Source organism: Streptomyces brasiliensis (assembly GCF_014647875.1).
Taxonomy (GTDB): domain Bacteria; phylum Actinomycetota; class Actinomycetes; order Streptomycetales; family Streptomycetaceae; genus Streptomyces; species Streptomyces brasiliensis.
Genome location: NZ_BMQA01000002.1, coordinates 64463 through 85519, shown reverse-complemented (window position 1 = coordinate 85519; position 21057 = coordinate 64463). Strand labels below are relative to the sequence as shown.

Genomic DNA, 21057 nt, shown 5'->3' with positions numbered 1-21057 from the left:
CGCACTGTCGGAAATGTGGCGCCTTCACGTCATTCTCGCCCTCACCATTCGTAACTTCTTGTGTCGCTCTGCAGAGTTGAGCGAAGATTTGCGAGATCTTGTCGGGTCCCTTATTGCCCCGGTGTTCCGTTTTCCGTGTCATGCCCGGGTCATGGCCCGTGAGGTTCAGTACGTCCGCATCTGCACCATCCGTGCATGTCTGCCCTTTGCCGTTTTTGGAAGCGGGTGATCCCCGCGTGAACAGCAACGGAGACTCAGTGAGACCGATTCGGACAATGTCCTTAGATAGACCATCAAAAACGTTCAGACCGCTGAAAGTCGTCGCCGTAGCGCTGACCAGCATGGCTTTGCTGCCCCTGGGCTCCCTCACCGCCGTCGCGGCGCCCTCGCCGGACTCCGCCGCCGCGGACTCCCTGAGCGTGAAGGCCGAGCCGAAGGTACTGAAGGAGCTCGACGCGAACGACAAGGCCACCTTCTGGGTGGACCTCAAGGGCGAGGCCGACCTCACCAAGGCCAACCAGCTGACCAAAAAGGCCAGCCGGGGCGCCGAGGTGATGCGCGCCAAGAAGGCGACCGCCAAGGAGTCCCAGGAGAACGTCCTCGCGATCGCCGAGGCCGGCGGCGCCGAGGCGAAGTCGTACTGGATCGCCAACCAGGTCCTGGTCACGGCCACCGAGGCGGTCGCCAAGAAGATCGCCGAACTGCCCGAGGTGGCAGCCGTCCGGGCCCCGGAGACCATCAAGCTGGACGAGCCGATCAAGGGCAAGGACCAGGCCTCGGTCAACGGCGTTGAGTGGAACATCAACGACATCAAGGCCCCGGACGTCTGGAACACCTACGGCGTTCACGGTGAGGGCATCGTCGTCGCCAACGTGGACACCGGCGTGGACTACACCCACCCCGCCGTGGCCGGCAAGTACCGCGGCCTGAACGCCGACGGTTCCTACAGCCACGACTACAACTGGTTCGACCCGGCGGGCATCTGCACAGGCGGAGCCCCTTGCGACAACTACGGCCATGGCACCCACACCATGGGCACCATGATCGGCGACGACGGAGGCGACAACAAGATCGGCGTTGCACCGGGCGCCAAGTGGATCGCCGCCAAGGGCTGCGAGTCGAATGGCTGCTCGGAAGCGTCCCTGCTGGCCGCAGGCCAGTGGATTGTTGCCCCGACCGACCGTCAGGGCAACAACCCCCGCCCGGAGATGGCCCCGGACGTCGTCAACAACTCCTGGGGCAGCAGCGCCCTCGGCGTCGACCCCTGGTACCAGGACATCGTCGAGGCCTGGCGGGCCGCGGGTATCTTCCCCGCCTTCTCGGCCGGTAACTCCGGCTCGAGCTGCAACACCGCCAACTCCCCGGGCAACTACGTGGCCAGCTACGCCTCCGGCGCCTACGACGTGAACGGCAACATCGCCTCCTTCTCGTCCCGCGGCACCGGTGAGAATGGCGCGATCAAGCCCAACATCTCCGCCCCCGGTGTGGACGTGCGTTCCTCCGTCCCCGGCGGCGGCTACCAGCTCAACAGCGGCACCTCGATGGCTTCCCCGCACACCGCGGGCGCCGTGGCTCTGCTCTGGTCCGCCTCGCCGGCCCTGCAGGGTGACATCGAAGCCACCGAAGCTGTGCTGAACCAGACGGCCCGTGACACCTCGAACCTGCAGTGCGGCGGCACCGCGGAGAACAACAACGTCTACGGTGAGGGCAAGCTCGACGTCAAGGCCGCCGTGGACAACGCTCCGCGTGGTGCCCTGGGTTCGCTCGGCGGCACGGTGCTCGCCGGCGGTGAGTCGCTGGCCGGCGTCACCATCACCGCCGACGGCCCGATCCACCGTTCGGTCACCACGGGAGCGGACGGCACCTACTCGCTGCCGGTCCTCAGCGTCGGCGACTACCAGCTGACGGCGAGCAAGTTCGGCTACGGGACGGCCCACGACTCGGTCACCATCGTCGCGGACCAGACCGCCACCACGAACTTCGACCTGGCCCAGGTGCCGTCCAGCACCGTCTCCGGCACCGTGTCCAGCGAGGACGGACCGGCCGCCGGCGCGGTCGTCAGCTTCGCGAACACCCCGGTCTCGGCCACTGCCGACGCCCAGGGCCGCTACTCGGCCGTGATCCCCAACGGTGACTACACCCTCAAGGCCTCGAGCCCCACGCGCTGTTCGAGCCCGGCGAGCCAGCAGATCAGCGTGAGCCAGGACACCACCGCGGACGTCTCGCTGCCGCTGCGGCTGGACGACTTCGGCACCGCCTGCCGCACCGGATCCGGGGGCTGGGTCGAGGGCGACACCAAGCTCAACCTCACCGGTGACGACGCGGTCACCTCGGTGACCCTGCCGTTCGCCGTGCCGTTCTACGGCAACTCCTACGGCACCGCCGGGATCAACACCAACGGTATGGTCTCCCTCGGCGGCTCCACCACCGCCTACTCGAACGGTGCCATCCCGTCGACGGCGGCCCCGAACAACGCGCTGTACCCGTTCTGGGACGACCTGAGCATCGACAGCACGGGTGGCGTCTACACCAAGTCCTACGGAACGGCGCCCGACCGCAAGTTCGTGATCGAGTGGCGCCACGTCCACCCGCTCGGCACCACGCAGTTCTTCTCCTTCTCCGCGGAGATGAGTGAGGCCGGCGGTGTGACCTACCGGTACAAGGATGTCCCTAGCGATGACCGGTTCCGGGGGAACAGCGCCACCATCGGTGTCGAGAACGCCACCGGCACCGACGCCCTGCAGTACTCGCTGAACGAGGCCGTCATCAACGACGGCACCAGCATCTCCTTCCGCTCCACGACCACCGGCGTGCTCTGGGGCAAGGTGACGGACGGCAACGACGGCCTGCCCATCAACGGTGCCACCGTGACGGTCGGTACGGCCTCGACGGTCACCGATGCCGAGGGTGTGTACCTTTTCCAGGCCCCGGCCGGGCAGCAGACCGTCAAGATCTCGGCGCCCGCCTACCAGGGCGTGGAGAAGGCGGCCGACGTCCGGGTGGGTGAGCTCACCGAGGTGGGCGCGTCGCTCGCGACCGGCGCCGTCACCTCGAAGAACACCGGCGGAATCACGGCTGTGGTGCCCGGGGACGACACCCGTAAGCGGACCGTCACCCTCACCAACAGCGGCTCCGAGGTCAGCTGGACGGCGAGCGAGGACGCCGACTGGCTGACCCTGGACGCCACGGAGGGCACCCTCGCCAAGGGCGCCGAGGCCAAGATCGAGCTCTCCCTCGACACGCACGGCCTCACGCCCGGCCAGGTGTACAGCACCGACGTGGTCGTGCGATCCGCCTCGGGTCGCTCGCCCGAGCTCGTCATCCCGGTCCGCACGGTGGTCCCGGCCTACGTCAAGGCACTGGACAGCGGCGCCGGTGACGCCACCGCCGCGGACGTCAACGGTGACTCCTGGGCCGCGGACCAGGAGTACAGCGCGGGCGGATACGGCTGGATCGGCAAGTCCATCACCACGTCCACGAAGACCCCCATCGCCGGTACGGAGGACGACGAGCGCTTCAGCACGGCCCGTGAGGGCATGCTGGAGTACCGCTTCGACAACGTGCCGAACGGTGTCTACACCGTTGACCTCGACTTCGCCGAGATCGGCGGCAGGGCACCCACCAAGCGGGTCTTCGACGTGATGGCCGAGGGCAAGCTCGTCGAACCCAACCTGGACATCGCCCTGGAGGCGGGCAAGAACACGGCGCTCTCCAAGACCTACACCGTGACCGTGACCGACGGGCAGCTCAACCTGCGCTTCGTCGACAGTGACGGCAAGGCGCTGGTGAACGCTGTACGGGTGACGGAACGGCCCGACCTGGCCTGAGCTGGTCAGGTCCGGCGGACGAACCTCCGGCAAGGCCCGCCCCCACCGCCCCCGCGCGGTGGGGGCGGGCCTCGCCCCGTGCAGCGACGAAGGAGAAATCCGCATGGAATCGCACACATCCGTCAGACCCGCGACGGACCCGACCCGCGCCTCTGCGTCGGCTCCGCTGTCCAAGGACTCACAGGACCCGGAGGACCCGGAGGACCCGGAGGACCCGGAACTCCCCGAGCTGGACGGGCGGATCCTGCGGATGCTGCTGTCCGGTCACACCGACACCGCCGTGGCCGGCCGGCTCGGAATCGGCCGGCGGACCGTGCAGCGGCGCATCCGCCGCATGATGGATCTGGCCGGTGTCACCTCCCGCATCCAGCTGGGCTGGCACGCCCGTGACCACCTCTGGGTGCGCCGGCCGTGGGGCCCGGCCCGCTCGCGCTTGGAGGATCCTACGGAATCCTGATCCACGTCTCCGGACGATCGTCCTCTGGCGCGTCGGCCCCGCGGCGCGGGAACATGGAGTACGTGCCTTTTTCCCCACGGCGCATCGCGTCGCGGGGCCGTTTCTGAAGCTCTCCGGGATGTGCACGTGCGATTTCTCAACGATGTCCGGCCCACCTACGACCTGACCTACGACGACGTCTTCATGGTGCCGAGCCGCTCCGCGGTCGGCTCGCGTCAGGACGTGGACCTCAGTTCCCCGGACGGCACGGGCACCACGATCCCGCTGGTCGTCGCCAACATGACCGCCATCGCGGGCCGGCGCATGGCCGAGACGATGGCCCGGCGCGGCGGCCTGGTGGTGATCCCGCAGGACATCCCGATCGACGTCGTCACCGAGGTCGTCGGCTGGGTCAAGAGCCGTCATCTCGTGCTCGACACCCCGATCGTCCTCGCCCCGCACCAGACCGTCGCCGACGCGCTGGCCCTGCTGCCCAAGCGCGCCCACAACGCCGGTGTCGTCGTCGACGAGGACCACCGCCCGGTCGGCGTCGTCACCGACGAGGACCTGTCGGGCGTCGACCGCTTCACGCAGCTCGTCGAGGTCATGTCCACCGACCTGCTGCTGCTCGACGCGGACATCGACCCGCGGGAGGCCTTCAACACCCTGGACACCCACAACCGCCGCTACGCCCCCGCAGTCGACGCGGACGGCAAGCTGGCCGGCATCCTCACCCGCCGGGGCGCCCTGCGCGCCACGCTGTACACCCCGGCGACCGACGCCAACGGCAGGCTGCGCATCGCCGCCGCCGTCGGCATCAACGGCGACGTCGCGGGCAAGGCCAAGCAGCTGCTCGACGCGGGCGTCGACACGCTCGTCATCGACACCGCGCACGGTCACCAGGAGTCGATGATCAGCGCGATCCACCTGGTGCGCGCCCTCGACCCGCAGGTGCCCATCGTGGCGGGCAACATCGTCTCCGCCGAGGGCGTCAAGGACCTGATCGACGCGGGCGCGGACATCATCAAGGTCGGTGTCGGACCGGGCGCCATGTGCACCACGCGCATGATGACCGGCGTCGGCCGGCCGCAGTTCTCGGCGGTGCTGGAGTGCGCCGCCGAGGCGAAGAAGTACGGCAAGCACGTGTGGGCCGACGGCGGCGTCCGGCACCCCCGCGACGTGGCGATGGCGCTCGCCGCCGGTGCCTCGAACGTGATGGTCGGCTCGTGGTTCGCGGGCACGTACGAGTCGCCGGGCGACCTCCAGCAGGACGCCGACGGGCGCCTCTACAAGGAGTCGTTCGGTATGGCGTCGGAGCGGGCGGTGCGCCACCGCACGTCCGACGAGTCGGCCTACGACCGCGCCCGCAAGGCGCTGTTCGAGGAGGGCATCTCCACCTCCCGCATGTACCTCGACCCGGCCCGTCCGGGCGTCGAGGACCTGATCGACTCGATCATCGCGGGCGTCCGCTCCTCGTGCACCTACGCAGGCGCCGCCTCCCTGGAGGAGTTCGCGGAGAAGGCCGTGGTCGGCATCCAGAGCGCAGCGGGCTACGCGGAGGGCAAGCCCCTGCACGCCAGCTGGAACTGACCAGGGCGCGCTCGCGCGACGGTCGACGTTCTGCGGTGTCCTCGCCGCCGCGATCCGGCTCGGGCAGCGGGCCGGCGCGACCGGCACCGGCACGCTCTTCGCCTTCGCGCCGGTCGACATCGCCGTCGTGGTGCTGCGCCGGACCCGCCCGGACGGGCCGGCGGTCGGGCTCGTGTTGTACTTCGTGTACGGCCACCGCCGTTCCCGACCGGCAACACCTGAAAGCTGATCGACCCACAGTGCTGAACGATCTCGACGAACGCATCGTGCACGCCCTCGCCGAGGACGCCCGCCGCTCCTTCGCGGACATCGGGCAATTGGTCGGCCTGTCCGCGCCCGCCGTCAAGCGGCGCGTGGACCGGCTGCGCGCCACCGGGGCCATCACCGGGTTCACCGTACGGGTGGACCCGGCGGCGCTCGGCTGGGAGACCGAGGGGTACATCGAGATCTACTGCCGGCGCAACACCTCGCCGGAGACCATCCAGCGGGGCCTGGAGCGCTACCAGGAGGTCGTGGCCGCGTCGACCGTCACCGGCGACGCGGACGCGATCGCCCAGGTCTTCGCCTCCGACATGCGCCACTTCGAACGCGTCCTGGAACGGATCGCAGGCGAGCCCTTCGTGGAACGCACCAAGTCGGTCCTGGTTCTGTCGCCACTGCTGCGCCGCTTCAGCTCGGGCGCACCGGGCTGAGCCGGACCGATGACTCGCTGAGCCGCTTCCTCCCCGGGCGCAACCGGCTCACCGGGACCCACGGGCGATCGTGGCGAGCAGTCGTCGCATCCCCGCCGCGTGCCCGCCCGTGCCGATCACCAGCCACCGGTAGAGCCTCCCGGACAGACCGGGGAAGGCGGCCCGGGTCTCGGCGCGCAGGCGCGTGCGGCCCGGGCCCTCGGGTTCGAGGCGGAACGTCAGCGCGTACGTCGAGAAGCGGTGCCCGCCGGCGAACACCAGCCTGCGGCCGGGGTCCGCGGCGACCACGCGGAAGCCGGGCACGGTGGAACCCACCGCGAGCGGCCGTGGGCCGGACGCCGCCTTGTCGGCGCAGCCGACCAGGCGGGCGTAGCGGGCGGCTCGGGGGCGGGTCCAGGCGCGGTCCAGGACCTCGGCCGTCCGGTTCCACACGGCGTCGGGCTCCGCCGCGACGAGCGTGGCATGTTCGTCGACGTACGGCAGCGCGGCGATACCTGCGAGATCCATACGGCCCCCTGGGAAGTCCGGCCCTACTCGGCCGTCTTGCGTGCCAGCGCGTTGTTCCCGATCGAATTGTGCACGCTGAAGCTCACCGCGTCCGAGCGGTAGCGGTCGTCCGACCATTCCACCGGGCGGCCCTCGCGGGTCGTCGTCACCCGGCGCACCCGCAGCAGGGGGCTCGTGCGGCGGACGCCGAGCAGCTCGGCGTCCTGGGCGCCCGCGGCCACCGCGTCGATGACGTGCTCGCCGTACGCGAAGACCAACCCCGTTTCGTCGTACAGGCGTTGGGTGACCGACGGGCAGTCGGGTTCTATCGCCTCGACCGCCGGGGAGATCCAGTCGGCGTACACGGTGCGCTCCAGGAGCACCGGCTCGCCGTCCAGGCCACGCACGCGCAGGACGTGCAACACCGGTGTGCCCTCGCGCAGTTGGAGGCGGACCACGTCCTCCTTGGTCGCCGTGTGGTACTCCTGGAGCACCACACGGCCCGTCGCCTCGCGGCCCATCGCCCGCGCCCACTGGGCGAAGCTGCGCAGTTCCTCGAAGCTCTGGCTGCGGCGGCTGGTGAGCACCACGCGGCGGGCGCCCTGGCGGGAGCCGATGAGCCCCTCGGCGGTGAGGGCGGCGACAGCCTGCCGGACGGTGCCGCGGGAGACGCCGTAGTGCGCGGCCAGTTCCGTCTCCGCGGGCAGCCGACTGCCGACTGTGTACTCTTCGCGGTCGATGGCCCGCCGCAGTTCGTCGGCGATCTCCTCGTGTCGCGCCGTCATGCTTCCCCTCTGAGTAGGCGGCTGTGCACAGCGTGATCAGCCTAATCGACGTTCACCGGTGATTCGTGTCAGCCGTGATTGTGCAGGGAATCAGGGGCAAGGGTTTCGTCGGTGTTTACGAACAGGACACCCGCGACGGGCGTACTGGGGCCAACTTGTTCAGACAAGTTCCTCGTACCACCTCACCCTCGTGCGTACTCCTGGAGAGACCGTGACCGTGTCCCTGCCGAGAACCGCCGTCCTTGGCGGCTCCCTCGCCGCCGTAGCCGTGCTCGCACTGAGCGCCTGTGGCGCCGCCCCCGACGAAGCGTCGACCACCACCAAGGACGGCAAGAGCGCCGCCACCGCCGCCTCCGCCGCCGACCTCGGCGGTATGGACGCCCTGGTCGAGGCGGCCAAGAAGGAGGGCGCGCTGCACATCATCGCGGTGCCCCGCGACTGGGCCAATTACGGCGCCATCATCGACGGCTTCCAGAAGAAGTACGGCATCAAGATCGAGGACGAGAGCCCCGACAGCTCCAGCCAGGACGAGATCAACGCCGTCACCTCCCGCAAGGGCCAGGACCGCGCCCCCGACGTCCTCGACCTCGGCAGCTCCTTCGCGCTCAGCGCCGCCCAGCAGGGGCTGCTCGCGCCGTACAAGGTGACCTCCTTCGCCGACATCCCCGAGGGCCAGAAGGACCCGCAGGCCCGCTGGTACAACGACTACGGCGGCTACATCTCCATCGGCTGCGACGCCAAGCGCGTCAAGGAGTGCCCGACCACCTTCAAGGACCTCCTCGAGCCGCAGTACAAGGGCCAGGTCGCGCTCAACGGCAATCCCACCAAGTCCGGCTCGGCCTTCGGCGGCGTGTACGCGGCCGCCCTCGCGCACGGCGGCTCCTTCGACGACATCCAGCCCGGCCTCGACCTCTTCGCCGAGCTGAAGAAGAACGGCAACTACACCCCCGTCGAGTCCACCCCGGCCACGGTCGAGAAGGGCGAGACGCCGATCAGCATCGACTGGGACTACCTGAACGCCGGTTACGCCGACGAGTTCAATTCCAAGGGCGTGGACTGGAAGGTCGCCATCCCCACCGACGGCCAGTACGCGCAGTACTACTCCCAGGCCATCACCAAGGACGCCCCGCACCCGGCGGCCGCCCGGCTGTGGCAGGAGTACCTGTACAGCGCCGAGGGCCAGAACCTGTGGCTCAAGGGCTACGCCCGCCCGGTCCTGATGCCCGCCCTGGACAAGGCCGGCACCCTCGACAAGGCCGCCGCCAAGCTCCCGGCGGTCACCGGCACGCCCTCCTTCCCGACCGAGGACCAGCAGAACAAGGCCAAGACGGTCCTCTCGCAGGGCTGGGCGAAGGCCGTCTCCGGATGACCGCCGCCCTCACGCGCGCGGACGTGGCGCCGACCGCTTCGGTGAAGCGGCGGCGCCACGCCCCCGGCTGGCTCGCGGTGCTGCCGCTGCTGGTCTTCACCGCGATCGCCTTCGGAATCCCGGCCGTGGCCATGCTGAACGGCGCCTTCACGGTCAAGGACCAGGCGACGGGAGCCAGTTCGTACACGGCGGCGAATCTGAGCACCTCGCTGCAGGGGCCGTACCTCACCGCCCTCCTGGGCAGTGTGAAGCTGTCCGCGATCTCCGCAGCGCTCGCGGCCGTGCTCGGGCTGCCGCTCGCACAGGCCGTCGTCACCTCGCGCTCGCGTGCGCTGCGCGAGGCCGTGCTCACCGCCTCCGGCGTCCTGGCCAACTTCGGCGGTGTGCCGCTGGCGTTCGCGTTCGTGGCCACGCTCGGCAACGCCGGTGTGCTGACCGTGCACCTGGGCCTCGCGGACAAGGGCTGGGACCTCTACAGCTTCTGGGGCCTGGTGATCGTCTACCTCTACTTCCTGATCCCGCTGATGGTCCTCACCATCACCCCGGCGCTGGACGGCCTGCGCTCCCAGTGGCGCGAGGCGGCCCGCAACAACGGCGCCACCTCCGTGCAGTACTGGCGGCACGTGGCCCTGCCGGTCCTCACGCCCTCCCTCATGGGCGGCTTCGTCCTGCTGTTCGGCAGCGCCTTCGCGGCGTACGCCACCGCCGCCGCGATGGTCGGCAGCGCGGTGCCGCTGGTGACCCTGCAGATCGCCGACGCCATCTCCGGCAACGTGCTGATCGGCCAGGAGAACGTGGCCCTCGCCCTCAGCCTCGACATGGTCCTGGTCGCGGGCCTGGTCATGGCCGTGTACCTGCCCCTGCAACGACGGAGCGCCCGATGGCTCGACGCCTGACTCCGTGGCGATGGGCCGTGCTGGGCCTCGCCGCGCTGTACTTCCTGGTGCCGCTGGGCGCGTCCGTTGTCTTCACGGTCGACGTGCCCGGGCAGGGCGTCACGTTCGACGCCTACACCCAGATCCTGTCCACCGACGGCTTCCTCTCCAGCCTGGTGCTGTCGCTGGAGCTGGCCGCCGCCACCATCGCCGCCGTGCTGCTGCTGATGGTGCCCGCCGTGGTCGCGCTGCGGCTCGGCGCGCCGAAGCTGCGGCCGGTCGTCGAGGTGATCTGCTCGCTGCCGCTCGTCGTGCCGCCGATCGCGTTCGTCGCCGGCATCGCGACCGTCCTGAAGTGGGGCCCCGACCATTTGTCGCGGACCCCTCTGTTCCAGACGTTCGTGGCCATCCAGAACCCGAGCTTCCCCGTCGTGCTGGTCCTCGCGTACGTCGTGATGGCGCTGCCCTTCGTGTACCGGGCGCTGGACTCCGGGCTGCGCGCGATCGACGTGCGCACCCTCGTCGAGGCCGCCCGCAGCTGCGGCGCGTCGTGGCCGCAGTCGCTCGTGCGGGCCGTCCTGCCCAATCTGCGCGGGGCGCTGCTGAACGCGGCCTTCCTCACCCTGGCGCTGGTGCTCGGCGAGTTCACCGTCGCCCGGCTGCTCGGCTTCCAGCCCTTCGCCGTGTGGATCTACAACGTCGGCGGCTCCCAGGCCCAGATGTCCGTCGCCGTGTCCGTGCTCAGCCTGCTCGTCACCTGGGCCCTGCTCCTCGCGCTCGCCGGTGCCGGCGGGCGTACCCGAACCGCTTCGTCCTGGGGATGAACCGATGACCGCCACCACACTCGAGAAGGCCGCCACGGATCAGGCCGCCACCGTCGAATTCCGCGGCCTGCGCCGGGAGTTCGGACCGACCGTCGCCCTCGACGGACTCGATCTGGCCGTGCGCCCGGGGGAGTTCCTGGCGCTGCTCGGCCCGTCCGGCTGCGGCAAGACCACCGCGCTGCGCATGCTCGCCGGGTTCGAACACCCCGACTCCGGCGCCGTACTGGTCGACGGCCAGGACGTCACCCATGTCCCGGCCCACCGGCGCGACGCCGGGATGGTGTTCCAGTCGTACAGCCTCTTCCCGCATCTGGACGCCGTCGACAACGTCGCCTTCGGGCTGCGCATGCGCAAGGTGCGTACGGCGCAGCGCCGGGCCCGCGCCGCCGAGCTGCTGGAGCTCGTCGGCCTCGCCGACAAGGGCGAGCGGTTCCCGCACCAGCTCTCCGGTGGCCAGCAGCAGCGCATAGCGCTGGCCCGCGCGCTCGCCCTGCGGCCGCGCGTGCTGCTCCTCGACGAGCCGCTGTCCGCGCTGGACGCCAAGGTGCGGCTGACCCTGCGCGAGGAGATCCGCCGCCTCCAGCGGGAGCTGGGCATCACCACCCTGTTCGTCACGCACGACCAGGAGGAGGCTCTCTCCGTCGCCGACCGGGTCGCCGTCATGCGCGCCGGCCGGCTCGAACAGTGCGCCGAACCGGCCGAGTTGTACGGCAGGCCCGCCACCGCGTTCGTCGCCGAGTTCGTCGGCACGATGAGCCGGATCCCGGGCGAGCTGAAGGACGGCACGGTCGAGGTGCTCGGGCAGCGGCTGCCCGCCGACGGCGAGGTGCCCGACGGGACGGTGGACGTGCTGGTGCGGCCCGAAGCCGTACGGGTGGCGGCCGACGAGCAGGGCGGCGCACGGATCGTCGCCACGTCCTTCCTGGGCGCCGTCGTCCGGACCACCGTCCGGCTCGCCGACGGCACCGAGGCCAAGGCCGACCTGCCCGCCCACGAGGCCGCTGGGCTCGGCGCCGGAGCCGCCGTGCGCGTGTCGCTGCCCGAGCGGCCGGTGCTGGTGGCGGAACGTACCCAGAAGTGAGGAAAGGTGACAACGTGACCCCCCACCCCCGACTCCCGCTCCAGGCGGTCCTGTTCGACATGGACGGCACGCTCGTCGACACCGAGCGCCTGTGGTGGGAGGCGGTGGCACAGATCGCCGGGCGCCCCCTGACCGAGGCCGACCAGCCGGAGATTCTGGGCCGCCCGGTCGAGCACACCGCGCGCTGGCTCCGCGCGGCCACCGGCAGGTCCGCCACGGAGCTGGCGGCCGACCTGCACCGGGAGTTCGCGGACCGCGTCCGCACCGGCATCGTGCCCCGCCCCGGCGCCCTCGAGCTGCTGACCGCCCTGGACCGCGCCGGCGTCCCCACCGCCCTGGTCACGGCGTCCCCACGCGCCGTCGCCGACCTCGTGCTCGAGGCACTCGGGCCCGGCCGGTTCGCCGTCTCCGTCACCGCTGACGACACCGAACGCACCAAGCCCGCCCCCGACCCCTACCTCGCCGCCTGCCGTGCCCTGGGCGTCGACCCGAGGGCGTGCGTGGCCGTGGAGGACACCGAGACCGGCGTCGCGTCCGCCGAGGCGGCCGGCTGCACCGTGCTGGCCGTGCCGTCCCTCGCCCCGATCGACGCGGCACCCGGCAGAACCGTCCGGGACAGCCTCGTCGCCGTCACCCCCAAGGAGCTGTCGTCGATGGTCGCGCCCGAACTCCGCGTCATGTCCTGGAACCTGTGGCTCGGCGGCAGCCCGGTCGACGACCACCGGGCCAAGCAGCTCAAGGTGATCGCGGAGAGCGGCGCGGACGTGGTCGGCCTCCAGGAGACGGCCGGTACGGCGGCCCAGGAACTGGCCGAGGCCCTCGGCTGGCACCACCACCGCGCCGGGGAGAACCTCGGCGTCATCAGCCGGTATCCCCTGACCGCCCGCTTCGGCGACCCGGACGTCGGCTTCTACGGGGCCGCCGGAGTGCGCATCAGCATCGCCCCCGGCCGCGAGGTCGACGTGTGGACCGTCCACCTCGACTACACGCCGTACGGCCCGTACGAAGCCGCCTTCGACGGGCTCGGGGAAGCGGATCTCGTCGCGCACGAGGAGGTGCGCCTCGCGCAGATGCGGGACACCCTGCGCCGGATCGCGGAGGCGGCCGACGACGCCGTACCCGTCGTCCTGGTGGGCGACTTCAACTCCCCGTCCCATCTGGACCGGCCGGACGTCCAGTGGCCCGTGACGAAGGCCGCCCAGGAGGCGGGGCTGCGCGACTCCTACCGGGAGGCCCACCCGGACCCGGTCGCCGAGCCCGGTCACACCTGGTCGCCGATCCACCCGTTCCACGAGGACGGCAGCAGGCGCCCCGAGCCGCAGGACCGCATCGACTTCGTCCTGCACCGCGGCCTCACGGTGCTCGACTCCCGGACGGTCGTCACGGGCACTCCGCGCCCCTGGCCCGACGTCGCGGGCAACGACTGGCCCTCGGACCACGCGGCCGTGCTCACGTCGTTCGGCTTCCGGTCACCGGCCTGACGACGGGGTCACCGACAGCAACCCCAGCCGGGCCGGTGGCTTCCGCCCAGTGCCAGGGCATGGGTCCAGGACCCACCCCTGCTCACTGGGCAGGAGCGGTGGGCGAGAACTTCGGCACCTGAGGGGCTCCTTGACACGGCCGCTGCCGAAGAACTGATCGTCCGGCAGCGTCGCAATGACCACGCCCTCGCTGCCCTGCTCGGCGTGGTCCGTCGAGGCCCCCGGCCGGTCGTCGAGCCGGCCGCCGACGCCGATCTGCCGCTGACCGTCGTCCGTGTGCTGCTCGGCGACCTCGCCGAGGCCGGCCCGGTCCGCATCGACGAGCCCCCGCCGGGCCCTTCGTGACGGCCCGGCCGCCCAGCCCGGGCTGCTGTGCGAGATCGTCGAGCGGCTCCGGGAGCTGTAAGCCGACCACCCTCGCTGTGACCTGCGCCTCAGTGGAGATCCGACCGCGATGGAGGCCCGCGCAACGAATCGCCGCCCGACCCGTCGTGCACGCAACGATCCGCTCACCGGCGCGCAACGGCTCCTTCTTGTCCGCCGAGTCCGCCGACCGTACCGTCTATCTGGCCCCCACCCCCCCTTCCGTACCGGCGAGGATCACGCATGCGCACCGCCCTGCTCCAGAGCTCCGGCCGCCCCGGCTCCGTCGTCGAGAACCTCAAGGTCCTCGACGAGGCCGCGGCCCGTGCCGCCGCCGCGGGCGCCGCGCTGCTGACCACACCGGAGATGTTCCTGACCGGCTACGCCATCGGCGACGGCATCGACCGCCTCGCCGAGCCGGTCGACGGCGACTCCGCGGACGCCGTCGCCGAGACCGCCGCCCGGCATGGCCTGGCGATCGCCTACGGCTACCCGGAGCGCGCCGGCGAGACGGTGTACAACGCCGCCCAGCTGATCTCCGCCGACGGCAGCCGCCTCGCGAACTACCGCAAGACCCATCTCTTCGGCTGCTTCGAGCGCGACCACTTCACGCCGGGCGAGCAGCCGGTCGTCCAGGCCGAGCTGAACGGACTCACCGTCGGCCTGATGATCTGCTACGACGTCGAGTTCCCGGAGAACGTCCGCGCCCACGCCCTCGCGGGCACCGACCTCCTGCTCGTGCCCACCGCGCAGATGCACCCGTTCCAGTTCGTCGCCGAGTCTCTCGTCCCGGTACGGGCCTGGGAGAACCAGATGTACGTGGCGTACGTCAACCGGGTAGGCGCCGAGGGCGAGTTCGACTTCGTCGGGCTGTCCGTCCTGGCCGGCCCCGACGGCATCGCCCGCACCCGCGCCGGACGCGCCGAGGACCTGGTCCTCGCCGACGTGGACCCCGCGTTCCTGGCCGCTTCCCGCGAGGCGAACCCGTATCTGAAGGACCGCCGCCCCGGCCTCTACGGGTCGCTCGTCTGAACCCTCCAGCCCTTTCTCCGAGTTACACCGCGCAAGGAGTCCGTACCCCATGACGTCCACGGTGCCCAACGCCGTCCAGCACACCGACGAGCAGCAGCCGCCGATCACCATGTTCGGCCCGGACTTCCCCTACGCCTACGACGACTTCCTCGCCCATCCGGCGGGTCTCGGCCAGATACCCGCGACCGAGCACGGCACCGAGGTCGCGGTCGTCGGCGGCGGCCTGTCCGGCATCGTGGCCGCCTACGAGCTGATGAAGATGGGCCTCAAGCCCGTCGTCCACGAGGCCGACCAGCTCGGCGGACGCCTGCGTACCGTCGGCTTCGACGGCTGCGACCCGTCGCTGACCGCGGAGATGGGCGCGATGCGGTTCCCGCCGTCCTCCACCGCCCTCCAGCACTACATCGACCTGGTCGGCCTGGAGACCAAGCCGTTCCCCAACCCCCTTGCCGAGGCGACGCCTTCGACCGTCGTCGACCTCAAGGGCGAGTCGCACTACGCCGAGACGATCGACGATCTGCCGCAGGTCTACCGCGACGTCGCCGACGCCTGGAACAAGTGCCTCGACGAGGGCGCCGACTTCTCCGACATGAACCGCGCCATGCGCGAGCGCGACGTGCCGCGCATCCGCGGGATCTGGGCGAAGCTCGTCGAGAAGCTCGACAACCAGACCTTCTACGGCTTCCTCTGCGACTCCGAGGCCTTCAAGTCCTTCCGGCACCGCGAGATCTTCGGGCAGGTCGGCTTCGGCACCGGTGGCTGGGACACCGACTTCCCGAACTCCATCCTGGAGATCCTGCGCGTCGTCTACACCGAGGCCGACGACCACCACCGCGGCATCGTCGGCGGGTCCCAGCAGCTGCCCCTGCGCCTGTGGGAGCGCGAGCCGCAGAAGATCGTGCACTGGGCGCAGGGCACCTCGCTCAGCTCCCTGCACGAGGGCGGCGAGCCCCGCCCGGCCGTGACCCGGCTGCACCGCACCGCCGGCAACCGGATCACGGTGACGGACGCGAACGGCGACATCCGCACCTACAAGGCGGCCGTCTTCACCGCCCAGTCCTGGATGCTGCTCTCCAAGATCGACTGTGACGACTCACTCTTCCCGATCGACCACTGGACGGCGATCGAGCGCACCCACTACATGGAGAGCTCAAAGCTGTTCGTGCCGGTCGACCGGCCGTTCTGGCTGGACAAGGCCGTCGACGACAAGGGGAACCCGACCGGCCGGGACGTCATGTCGATGACGCTCACCGACCGCATGACCCGCGGGACCTACCTGCTGGACGACGGCCCGGACAAGCCCGCTGTCATCTGCCTGTCGTACACCTGGTGCGACGACAGCCTGAAGTGGCTGCCGCTGTCCGCCAACGAGCGGATGGAGGTCATGCTGAAATCGCTCGGCGAGATCTATCCCAAGGTCGACATCAGGAAGCACATCATCGGCAATCCGGTGACGGTCTCCTGGGAGAACGAGCCCTATATCATGGGCGCGTTCAAGGCCAACCTGCCCGGCCACTACCGCTACCAGCGGCGCCTGTTCACGCACTTCATGCAGGACCGGCTGCCCGAGGACAAGCGGGGCGTCTTCCTCGCCGGCGACGACATCTCCTGGACGGCCGGCTGGGCCGAGGGCGCCGTCCAGACCGCGCTCAACGCGGTCTGGGGCGTCATGCACCACCTCGGCGGCTCGACCGACGCGACCAACCCGGGCCCGGGCGACGTCTACGACGAGATCGCGCCGGTCGAACTCCCCGAGGACTAGACCCCGGCCGCCCGCGCCTTCTCGTACACCTCCGCCGCGACGTCCTTCAGTTCCTCGGCGTCGCGCGTGGTGGTCTGAAGTTCCACGAGGATCTCGTCGAGACCGATCTCGGTGTGTGCGACGAGGTCCTCGACGATCTGGCCGGCATCGCCCTGGAACGGCCGCCGTCCGGCACCGTCGTGCGGCTTCGCCGACCACTCCGCGTTCACGCGCAGCACCGTCCGGATCGGCTTCGTACGGCCCCGCTCGGCGGCCAGGTCCTGCAACTGCCGCCACTGCGAGGCGATCTGCTCGATGCCCATGCCCACCGGCAGCCAGCCGTCGGCGTGGTCGACGAGCCGGCGCAGCGCCCGGCTGTTGCCCGCGGCCAGCAGGATCGGGATCGGCCGGGCGGGCTTCGGGCCGACCACGGCGGACGCGATCCTTGTGATCTCGCCGTCGTACACCACCGGGTCCGGGCCCCACACCGCCCGGCACACCCCGATCACCTCGTCCAGCACCCTGCCGCGCTCCTCGATCGGCCGGATCCCCGCGGCCGCGTACTCGTCGAGGGACCAGCCCGTGCCGAAGCCCGCGAGAACCCGTCCGCCGCTCGCCGCGTCCAGCGAGGCGAGGGACTTGGCCAGCTGGAACGGCTGGTGCAGCGGGGCCACCAGCACACTGGAGCCCAACTCCACGCGCTCGGTGGCCGCCGCCGCCAGCGTGAGGGTGACCAACGGGTCCGCCACATCGCGGTAGTGGTCGGGCCAGGGGAGGCCCTCGACGCCGTACAGACCCTGGGTGGCGGGCTCGGGGAACAGAGCCCGCTCGAAGACCCACACGCTGTCGTAGCCGATCCGTTCGGCGGCGCGCGCGACGTCGGGCACGTCCTTGCCGAGTTCGTACTGCCGCGTCTGGGGAAGGCCGAGGCCGAGCCGGGTCGTCATGTAACGGGTGCTCCTTCGCAGTCGGGTGACTGCGGATCAACCTAACGCGGTCACCGGGAAGTTCCGGGGGACAGCCCGCACGATGGCCGGATCAGTCCGGTAGCGGGGTGAGGAGCATGCGTCCGGCGAAGCCGACGGCCGCGTCCAGGCGTTCGGTGAACGCCTCGGCCACGTCTTCGCATCCGCGCAGCGCCCACAGGGCGCGAGCCGCCGCCCACGCAGCGTCCCGGGCACGCTCCAGGCTCCACGCGCCGAGCAGATGGGTGAGCGGATCGGCGATCTGGAGCAGATCGGGACCCGGCATCAGATCCTCGCGGATGCGCTCCTCCAGCGACACGAGGAGATCGCCCACGCGGTCGAACTCGTCCTCCAGCTCGGCGGGTTCGCAGCCGAGCGTACGACAGGCGGCCACGACGGCGAGTGCGAGGTCGTGGCCGACGTGCGCGTTGATACCCGCCAAGGCGAACTGCAGGGGCCGTACGCCGGGATGGCGGCGGGACTGGAACAGCGGTCGCCAGCAGGCCGGTGGCCGGCGGTCGTCGGAGACCGCGTCGACAGCGGCCAGATACCGCTCCGCGAACCGCACGTCCAGCGCGGTCGCGGCCCGCGGGTCGTCGAACCGACCGGCGTCCAGGCGGCGTTCGACCTCCACGGTGACGGCCAGGTAGACACGGTTGAACACCGCGACGCCGTCCCGCGCGGGCAGGCTCGCGTCGAGCGCGCGCATCCGGGAGACGACGGTGTCGACGGACGGGATGAAGTGGACCGACTGCGCCATGGGGGCAGCGTCCCAGCCCTGGGCCGGCCGGCGTGCCGACGGGCCCGGCGCGTCCCCGAAACGGGGGAACGGGCCCGCCGGCCGGGGGTGGAACGAGGGGGGGAACAGCACCGTCGCAGGCTCACGTGCCCGGCGCCTGGCCGCGCGCAGGACCGAGCGCAGGCGCGCCGCCCGGCGCGGCGCGATGCTCGCGGCGGCCTCGGTCGCGGTGGCCGCCGGCACCGTGACCGGGATGATCTCGGTCGCTCGGCGAGGGCGGCGGCGCGGACGAGGCCCGGCCGGAGGTGACGAGCGCGCCGAGCCTCGCACCGCTGCCCGCCGTGCCGTCGGCGACCGCGTCGCCCCGGACGTCCCGCGCCCCGTCCCCGATGCCCACGCCGAGGAGCCCGAAGCCGGTGCGCACCGAGCCCGAGCGGCGGACCATGGTCGTGTCCTCGAGCCTCTACCGCCACCCGGACTCCCAGGTGCTCGACCGGGTCCGAGCCCATCCTGGTGACCCGCGCGCCCCGGACATCGCCTCCCGCATCGCCGGGCAGCCGGCCGCGGTGTGGTTCACCGACCACAGCCCCGGCACCATCGCCGCCCGGGTGCGGGCGGTCACCTCCGGGGCCGCCGCGCAGGGCCGGGTGCCGGTGCTCGTGGCGTACGCCGTGCCGGGCCGCGACTGCGGCGGCGCCTCCGAGGCGTGTCCGACGGTCCCGCGTACGACACCTGGAGCGACGCCTTCGCGCGCGGGCTGGGCTCCGGCGAGGTGATCGTCGCCCTGGAGCCCGACTCGATCGCGCAGGCGGACTGTCTGCCGGCGGCCCGGCGCGCCGAGCGGTTCGCCTCGCCGGCCCGCGCGGGCCGGGTCCTGAAGGCGGCCGACCCGCGGGCGCGGGTGTACTACGACGGCGGCCACTCGGGCCGGAACCCGACGGAGCGGCAGGCGCAGCTGCTGGGGCAGGCGGGCGCGGGCTCGGCCGCCTCATCCGACGGCGTCTTCAGCGACGTCTCCGACTTCCACACCACGGACGACGAGATCGCCTGTGACCGGCGCGTCCTCGACGCCCTCGGCGGGCCGCCGGACCTCGGCGCGGTGATCGACACCAGCCGCAACGGCAACGGCGCGCCGCCGGACGGCGAGTGGTGCGACCCGGCCGGGCGCGGGATCGGGCGCGCGCCCGATCCTGAGCACCGGAGAGGCACGGATCGACGCCTACCCGTGGATGAAGCTGCCGGGGGAGTCCGACGGCTGCGAGAGTGCGGCCGGGACGTTCACGCCGTCGTACGCCTACGACTTGGCGCGCTGACCGCTCTCCGACTCTTCCTCGGTGTCGTACGTGGACGTGCCCTCGTCGAGCAGCGGCTCCTGCGTCTTGAGGTGCGCGGGCGCGAAGGCGCGCAGGCAGTGGTAGCCGGTGATGACGACCAGTGTGCCGAGCGCGATGCCGCTGAGGGAGAAGGTGTCGGTGAACTTCATGGACACGTTGCCGACGCCGATGATGATGCCGGCGGCCGCCGGGACCAGGTTCAGCGGATTGCGCAGGTCCACCTTGGCGTTGGTCCAGATCTGCGCGCCGAGCAGGCCGATCATGCCGTACAGGATGACGGTGATGCCACCGAGCACACCGCCTGGGATGGCAGCCACGATCGCGCCGAACTTGGGGCAGACGCCGAAGAGCAGCGCGAAACCGGCGGCTGCCCAGTAGGCGGCGGTCGAGTAGACGCGCGTCGCCGCCATCACACCGATGTTCTCGGAGTACGTCGTGTTGGGCGGGCCGCCGACCGCGGTGGACAGCATGGAGGCGACGCCGTCCGCCGAGATGGCCGTGCCGAGCCTGTCGTCCAGCCGCGTGCCGGTCATCTCGCCGACCGCCTTGACGTGCCCGGCGTTCTCCGCGACCAGCGCGATGACCACGGGCAGGGCGACGAGGATGGCCGACCACTGGAAGCTCGGCCCGTGGAAGGAGGGCAGGCCGATCCAGTCGGCCCTGCCGACGCCGGAGAGGTCGAGCCGCCAGTGGTCGGTGAGCTTGCCGCTCGCGTCAACCGAGTGGATCTTGCCGAAGATCCGGTCGGAGGCCCAGGAGAGGCCGTAGCCGAAGAGCAGGCCGAGGAAGATCGCGACGCGGGACCAGAAACCTCGCAGACAGACGACGGCCAGACCGGTGAACAGCATGACGAACAGGGCCGTCCACTGGTCCTGCGGCCAGTAGGTGGTGGCCGTCACGGGAGCGAGGTTGAAGCCGATCAGCATGACGACCGCGCCGGTGACGATCGGCGGCATCGTGGCGTGGATGATCCGGGCCCCGAAGCGCTGCACGGCGAGGCCCACCAGGAACAGCGCGATGCCGACGACGAAGACGGCGCCGGTCACGGTGGCGCTCGTGCCGCCCTGCGCGCGGATCACCGCGGCGACACCGACGAAGGACAAGGAGCAGCCCAGATAGCTGGGCACCCGGCCGCGGGTCGCGAGCAGGAAGATCACGGTCGCGACGCCGGACATCATGATCGCGAGGTTCGGGTCGAGGCCCATCAGGACGGGTGCCACGAAGGACGCGCCGAACATGGCGACCACGTGCTGGGCGCCCAGCCCGACGGTGCGGGGCCAGGACAGCCGTTCGTCGGGGCGTACCACCGCTCCGGGCGCGGGCGTGCGCCCGTCGCCGTGCAGTTTCCAGCGCACGCCGAGATCCATAGTGGGGTTTCACTTTCTCTGTACATCAAGACGGTCTGCACCATTGTCAGGGGTTCCTGGCGGTCCCACG

17 protein-coding genes and 2 pseudogenes are annotated in these 21057 nt (G+C 71.1%); 14 read left to right on the top strand and 5 right to left on the bottom strand.

The window, feature by feature from the left end; genetic code table 11:
- Positions 1–341: 341 nt before the first annotated feature.
- The 5 genes and pseudogenes from IEZ19_RS03985 (at position 342) to IEZ19_RS03970 (ending at position 6545) form a co-directional block, all read left to right on the top strand.
- Complete coding sequence (locus tag IEZ19_RS03985) at positions 342–3827, top strand: S8 family serine peptidase (protein WP_229839936.1); 3486 nt, start codon at positions 342–344, stop codon at positions 3825–3827.
- Positions 3828–3930: 103 nt separating this feature from the next.
- Complete coding sequence (locus IEZ19_RS03980) at positions 3931–4284, top strand: helix-turn-helix domain-containing protein (protein ID WP_189309577.1); 354 nt, start codon at positions 3931–3933, stop codon at positions 4282–4284.
- A gap of 126 nt (positions 4285–4410) precedes the next feature.
- Positions 4411–5853 (top strand): GuaB1 family IMP dehydrogenase-related protein, encoded by a 1443-nt coding sequence (locus IEZ19_RS03975; RefSeq protein WP_189309576.1) that lies wholly within the window; start codon positions 4411–4413, stop codon positions 5851–5853.
- A gap of 22 nt (positions 5854–5875) precedes the next feature.
- Positions 5876–6082, top strand: a pseudogene (locus IEZ19_RS50410) (amino acid permease); the annotation flags it as partial.
- Between the two features lie 10 nt (positions 6083–6092).
- Positions 6093–6545 (top strand): Lrp/AsnC family transcriptional regulator, encoded by a 453-nt coding sequence (locus tag IEZ19_RS03970; protein WP_189309575.1) that lies wholly within the window; start codon positions 6093–6095, stop codon positions 6543–6545.
- 48 nt (positions 6546–6593) lie between these two features.
- Here the strand turns inward: IEZ19_RS03970 and IEZ19_RS03965 are convergent, their stop codons facing one another.
- Both IEZ19_RS03965 and IEZ19_RS03960 read right to left on the bottom strand, forming a co-directional pair.
- Positions 6594–7052: an SRPBCC family protein gene (locus IEZ19_RS03965; protein WP_229839934.1), complete on the bottom strand. Its 459-nt coding sequence runs from the start codon at positions 7050–7052 to the stop codon at positions 6594–6596.
- A gap of 23 nt (positions 7053–7075) precedes the next feature.
- A complete protein-coding gene (locus IEZ19_RS03960; protein WP_189309573.1) occupies positions 7076–7816 on the bottom strand; it encodes a GntR family transcriptional regulator in 741 nt (246 codons plus the stop codon).
- Between the two features lie 211 nt (positions 7817–8027).
- Between IEZ19_RS03960 and IEZ19_RS03955 the strand changes: the two genes are divergently transcribed.
- The 8 genes from IEZ19_RS03955 (at position 8028) to IEZ19_RS03920 (ending at position 16603) form a co-directional block, all read left to right on the top strand.
- Positions 8028–9185: an ABC transporter substrate-binding protein gene (locus IEZ19_RS03955; RefSeq protein WP_189309572.1), complete on the top strand. Its 1158-nt coding sequence runs from the start codon at positions 8028–8030 to the stop codon at positions 9183–9185.
- Complete coding sequence (locus tag IEZ19_RS03950) at positions 9182–10081, top strand: ABC transporter permease (RefSeq protein WP_189309571.1); 900 nt, start codon at positions 9182–9184, stop codon at positions 10079–10081. Before IEZ19_RS03955 ends, IEZ19_RS03950 begins: the two co-directional genes overlap by 4 nt.
- Positions 10066–10884, top strand: coding sequence for an ABC transporter permease (locus IEZ19_RS03945; protein WP_189309570.1), 819 nt, complete (start codon positions 10066–10068; stop codon positions 10882–10884). Before IEZ19_RS03950 ends, IEZ19_RS03945 begins: the two co-directional genes overlap by 16 nt.
- A gap of 4 nt (positions 10885–10888) precedes the next feature.
- Positions 10889–11965, top strand: coding sequence for an ABC transporter ATP-binding protein (locus IEZ19_RS03940; RefSeq protein WP_189309569.1), 1077 nt, complete (start codon positions 10889–10891; stop codon positions 11963–11965).
- Between the two features lie 59 nt (positions 11966–12024).
- Complete coding sequence (locus IEZ19_RS03935; RefSeq protein ID WP_229839966.1) at positions 12025–13446, top strand: HAD-IA family hydrolase; 1422 nt, start codon at positions 12025–12027, stop codon at positions 13444–13446.
- Positions 13447–13650: 204 nt separating this feature from the next.
- Positions 13651–13791 (top strand): DUF742 domain-containing protein, encoded by a 141-nt coding sequence (locus IEZ19_RS50405; RefSeq protein ID WP_229839932.1) that lies wholly within the window; start codon positions 13651–13653, stop codon positions 13789–13791.
- Between the two features lie 261 nt (positions 13792–14052).
- Positions 14053–14841 (top strand): carbon-nitrogen hydrolase family protein, encoded by a 789-nt coding sequence (locus IEZ19_RS03925; protein ID WP_189309567.1) that lies wholly within the window; start codon positions 14053–14055, stop codon positions 14839–14841.
- Positions 14842–14890: 49 nt separating this feature from the next.
- On the top strand, positions 14891–16603 hold the full coding sequence (locus IEZ19_RS03920) for a flavin monoamine oxidase family protein (RefSeq protein WP_189309566.1): 1713 nt from the start codon (positions 14891–14893) through the stop codon (positions 16601–16603).
- On the opposite strand, the gene IEZ19_RS03915 is transcribed toward IEZ19_RS03920, so the two are convergent.
- Positions 16600–17529, bottom strand: a complete 930-nt coding sequence (locus IEZ19_RS03915) for an LLM class F420-dependent oxidoreductase (RefSeq protein WP_189309565.1) — start codon at positions 17527–17529, stop codon at positions 16600–16602. The genes IEZ19_RS03920 and IEZ19_RS03915 overlap by 4 nt on opposite strands.
- A gap of 91 nt (positions 17530–17620) precedes the next feature.
- Positions 17621–18307, bottom strand: coding sequence for a DUF5995 family protein (locus tag IEZ19_RS03910; protein WP_189309564.1), 687 nt, complete (start codon positions 18305–18307; stop codon positions 17621–17623).
- 184 nt (positions 18308–18491) lie between these two features.
- Between IEZ19_RS03910 and IEZ19_RS03905 the strand changes: the two are divergent.
- Positions 18492–19599: pseudogene (locus IEZ19_RS03905) on the top strand (glycoside hydrolase family 6 protein).
- On the opposite strand, the gene IEZ19_RS03900 reads toward IEZ19_RS03905, so the two are convergent.
- A complete protein-coding gene (locus IEZ19_RS03900; RefSeq protein ID WP_189309563.1) occupies positions 19581–20987 on the bottom strand; it encodes a uracil-xanthine permease family protein in 1407 nt (468 codons plus the stop codon). The pseudogene IEZ19_RS03905 and the gene IEZ19_RS03900 sit on opposite strands and share 19 nt — an antisense overlap.
- Positions 20988–21057: the final 70 nt, after the last annotated feature.

Bases quoted from the DNA above. Each gene is read 5' to 3' on its own strand.
- IEZ19_RS03920 (WP_189309566.1), top strand. From the start codon at position 14,891: ATGACGTCCACGGTGCCCAACGCCGTCCAGCACACCGACGAGCAGCAG.
- IEZ19_RS03945 (WP_189309570.1), top strand. From the start codon at position 10,066: ATGGCTCGACGCCTGACTCCGTGGCGATGGGCCGTGCTGGGCCTCGCC.
- IEZ19_RS03950 (WP_189309571.1), top strand. From the start codon at position 9,182: ATGACCGCCGCCCTCACGCGCGCGGACGTGGCGCCGACCGCTTCGGTG.
- IEZ19_RS03915 (WP_189309565.1), bottom strand. From the start codon at position 17,529: ATGACGACCCGGCTCGGCCTCGGCCTTCCCCAGACGCGGCAGTACGAA.
- IEZ19_RS03985 (WP_229839936.1), top strand. From the start codon at position 342: ATGGCTTTGCTGCCCCTGGGCTCCCTCACCGCCGTCGCGGCGCCCTCG.
- IEZ19_RS03935 (WP_229839966.1), top strand. From the start codon at position 12,025: ATGGACGGCACGCTCGTCGACACCGAGCGCCTGTGGTGGGAGGCGGTG.
- IEZ19_RS03925 (WP_189309567.1), top strand. From the start codon at position 14,053: ATGCGCACCGCCCTGCTCCAGAGCTCCGGCCGCCCCGGCTCCGTCGTC.
- IEZ19_RS03965 (WP_229839934.1), bottom strand. From the start codon at position 7,052: ATGGATCTCGCAGGTATCGCCGCGCTGCCGTACGTCGACGAACATGCC.
- IEZ19_RS03900 (WP_189309563.1), bottom strand. From the start codon at position 20,987: ATGGATCTCGGCGTGCGCTGGAAACTGCACGGCGACGGGCGCACGCCC.
- IEZ19_RS03960 (WP_189309573.1), bottom strand. From the start codon at position 7,816: ATGACGGCGCGACACGAGGAGATCGCCGACGAACTGCGGCGGGCCATC.
- IEZ19_RS03910 (WP_189309564.1), bottom strand. From the start codon at position 18,307: ATGGCGCAGTCGGTCCACTTCATCCCGTCCGTCGACACCGTCGTCTCC.
- IEZ19_RS03940 (WP_189309569.1), top strand. From the start codon at position 10,889: ATGACCGCCACCACACTCGAGAAGGCCGCCACGGATCAGGCCGCCACC.
- IEZ19_RS03980 (WP_189309577.1), top strand. From the start codon at position 3,931: ATGGAATCGCACACATCCGTCAGACCCGCGACGGACCCGACCCGCGCC.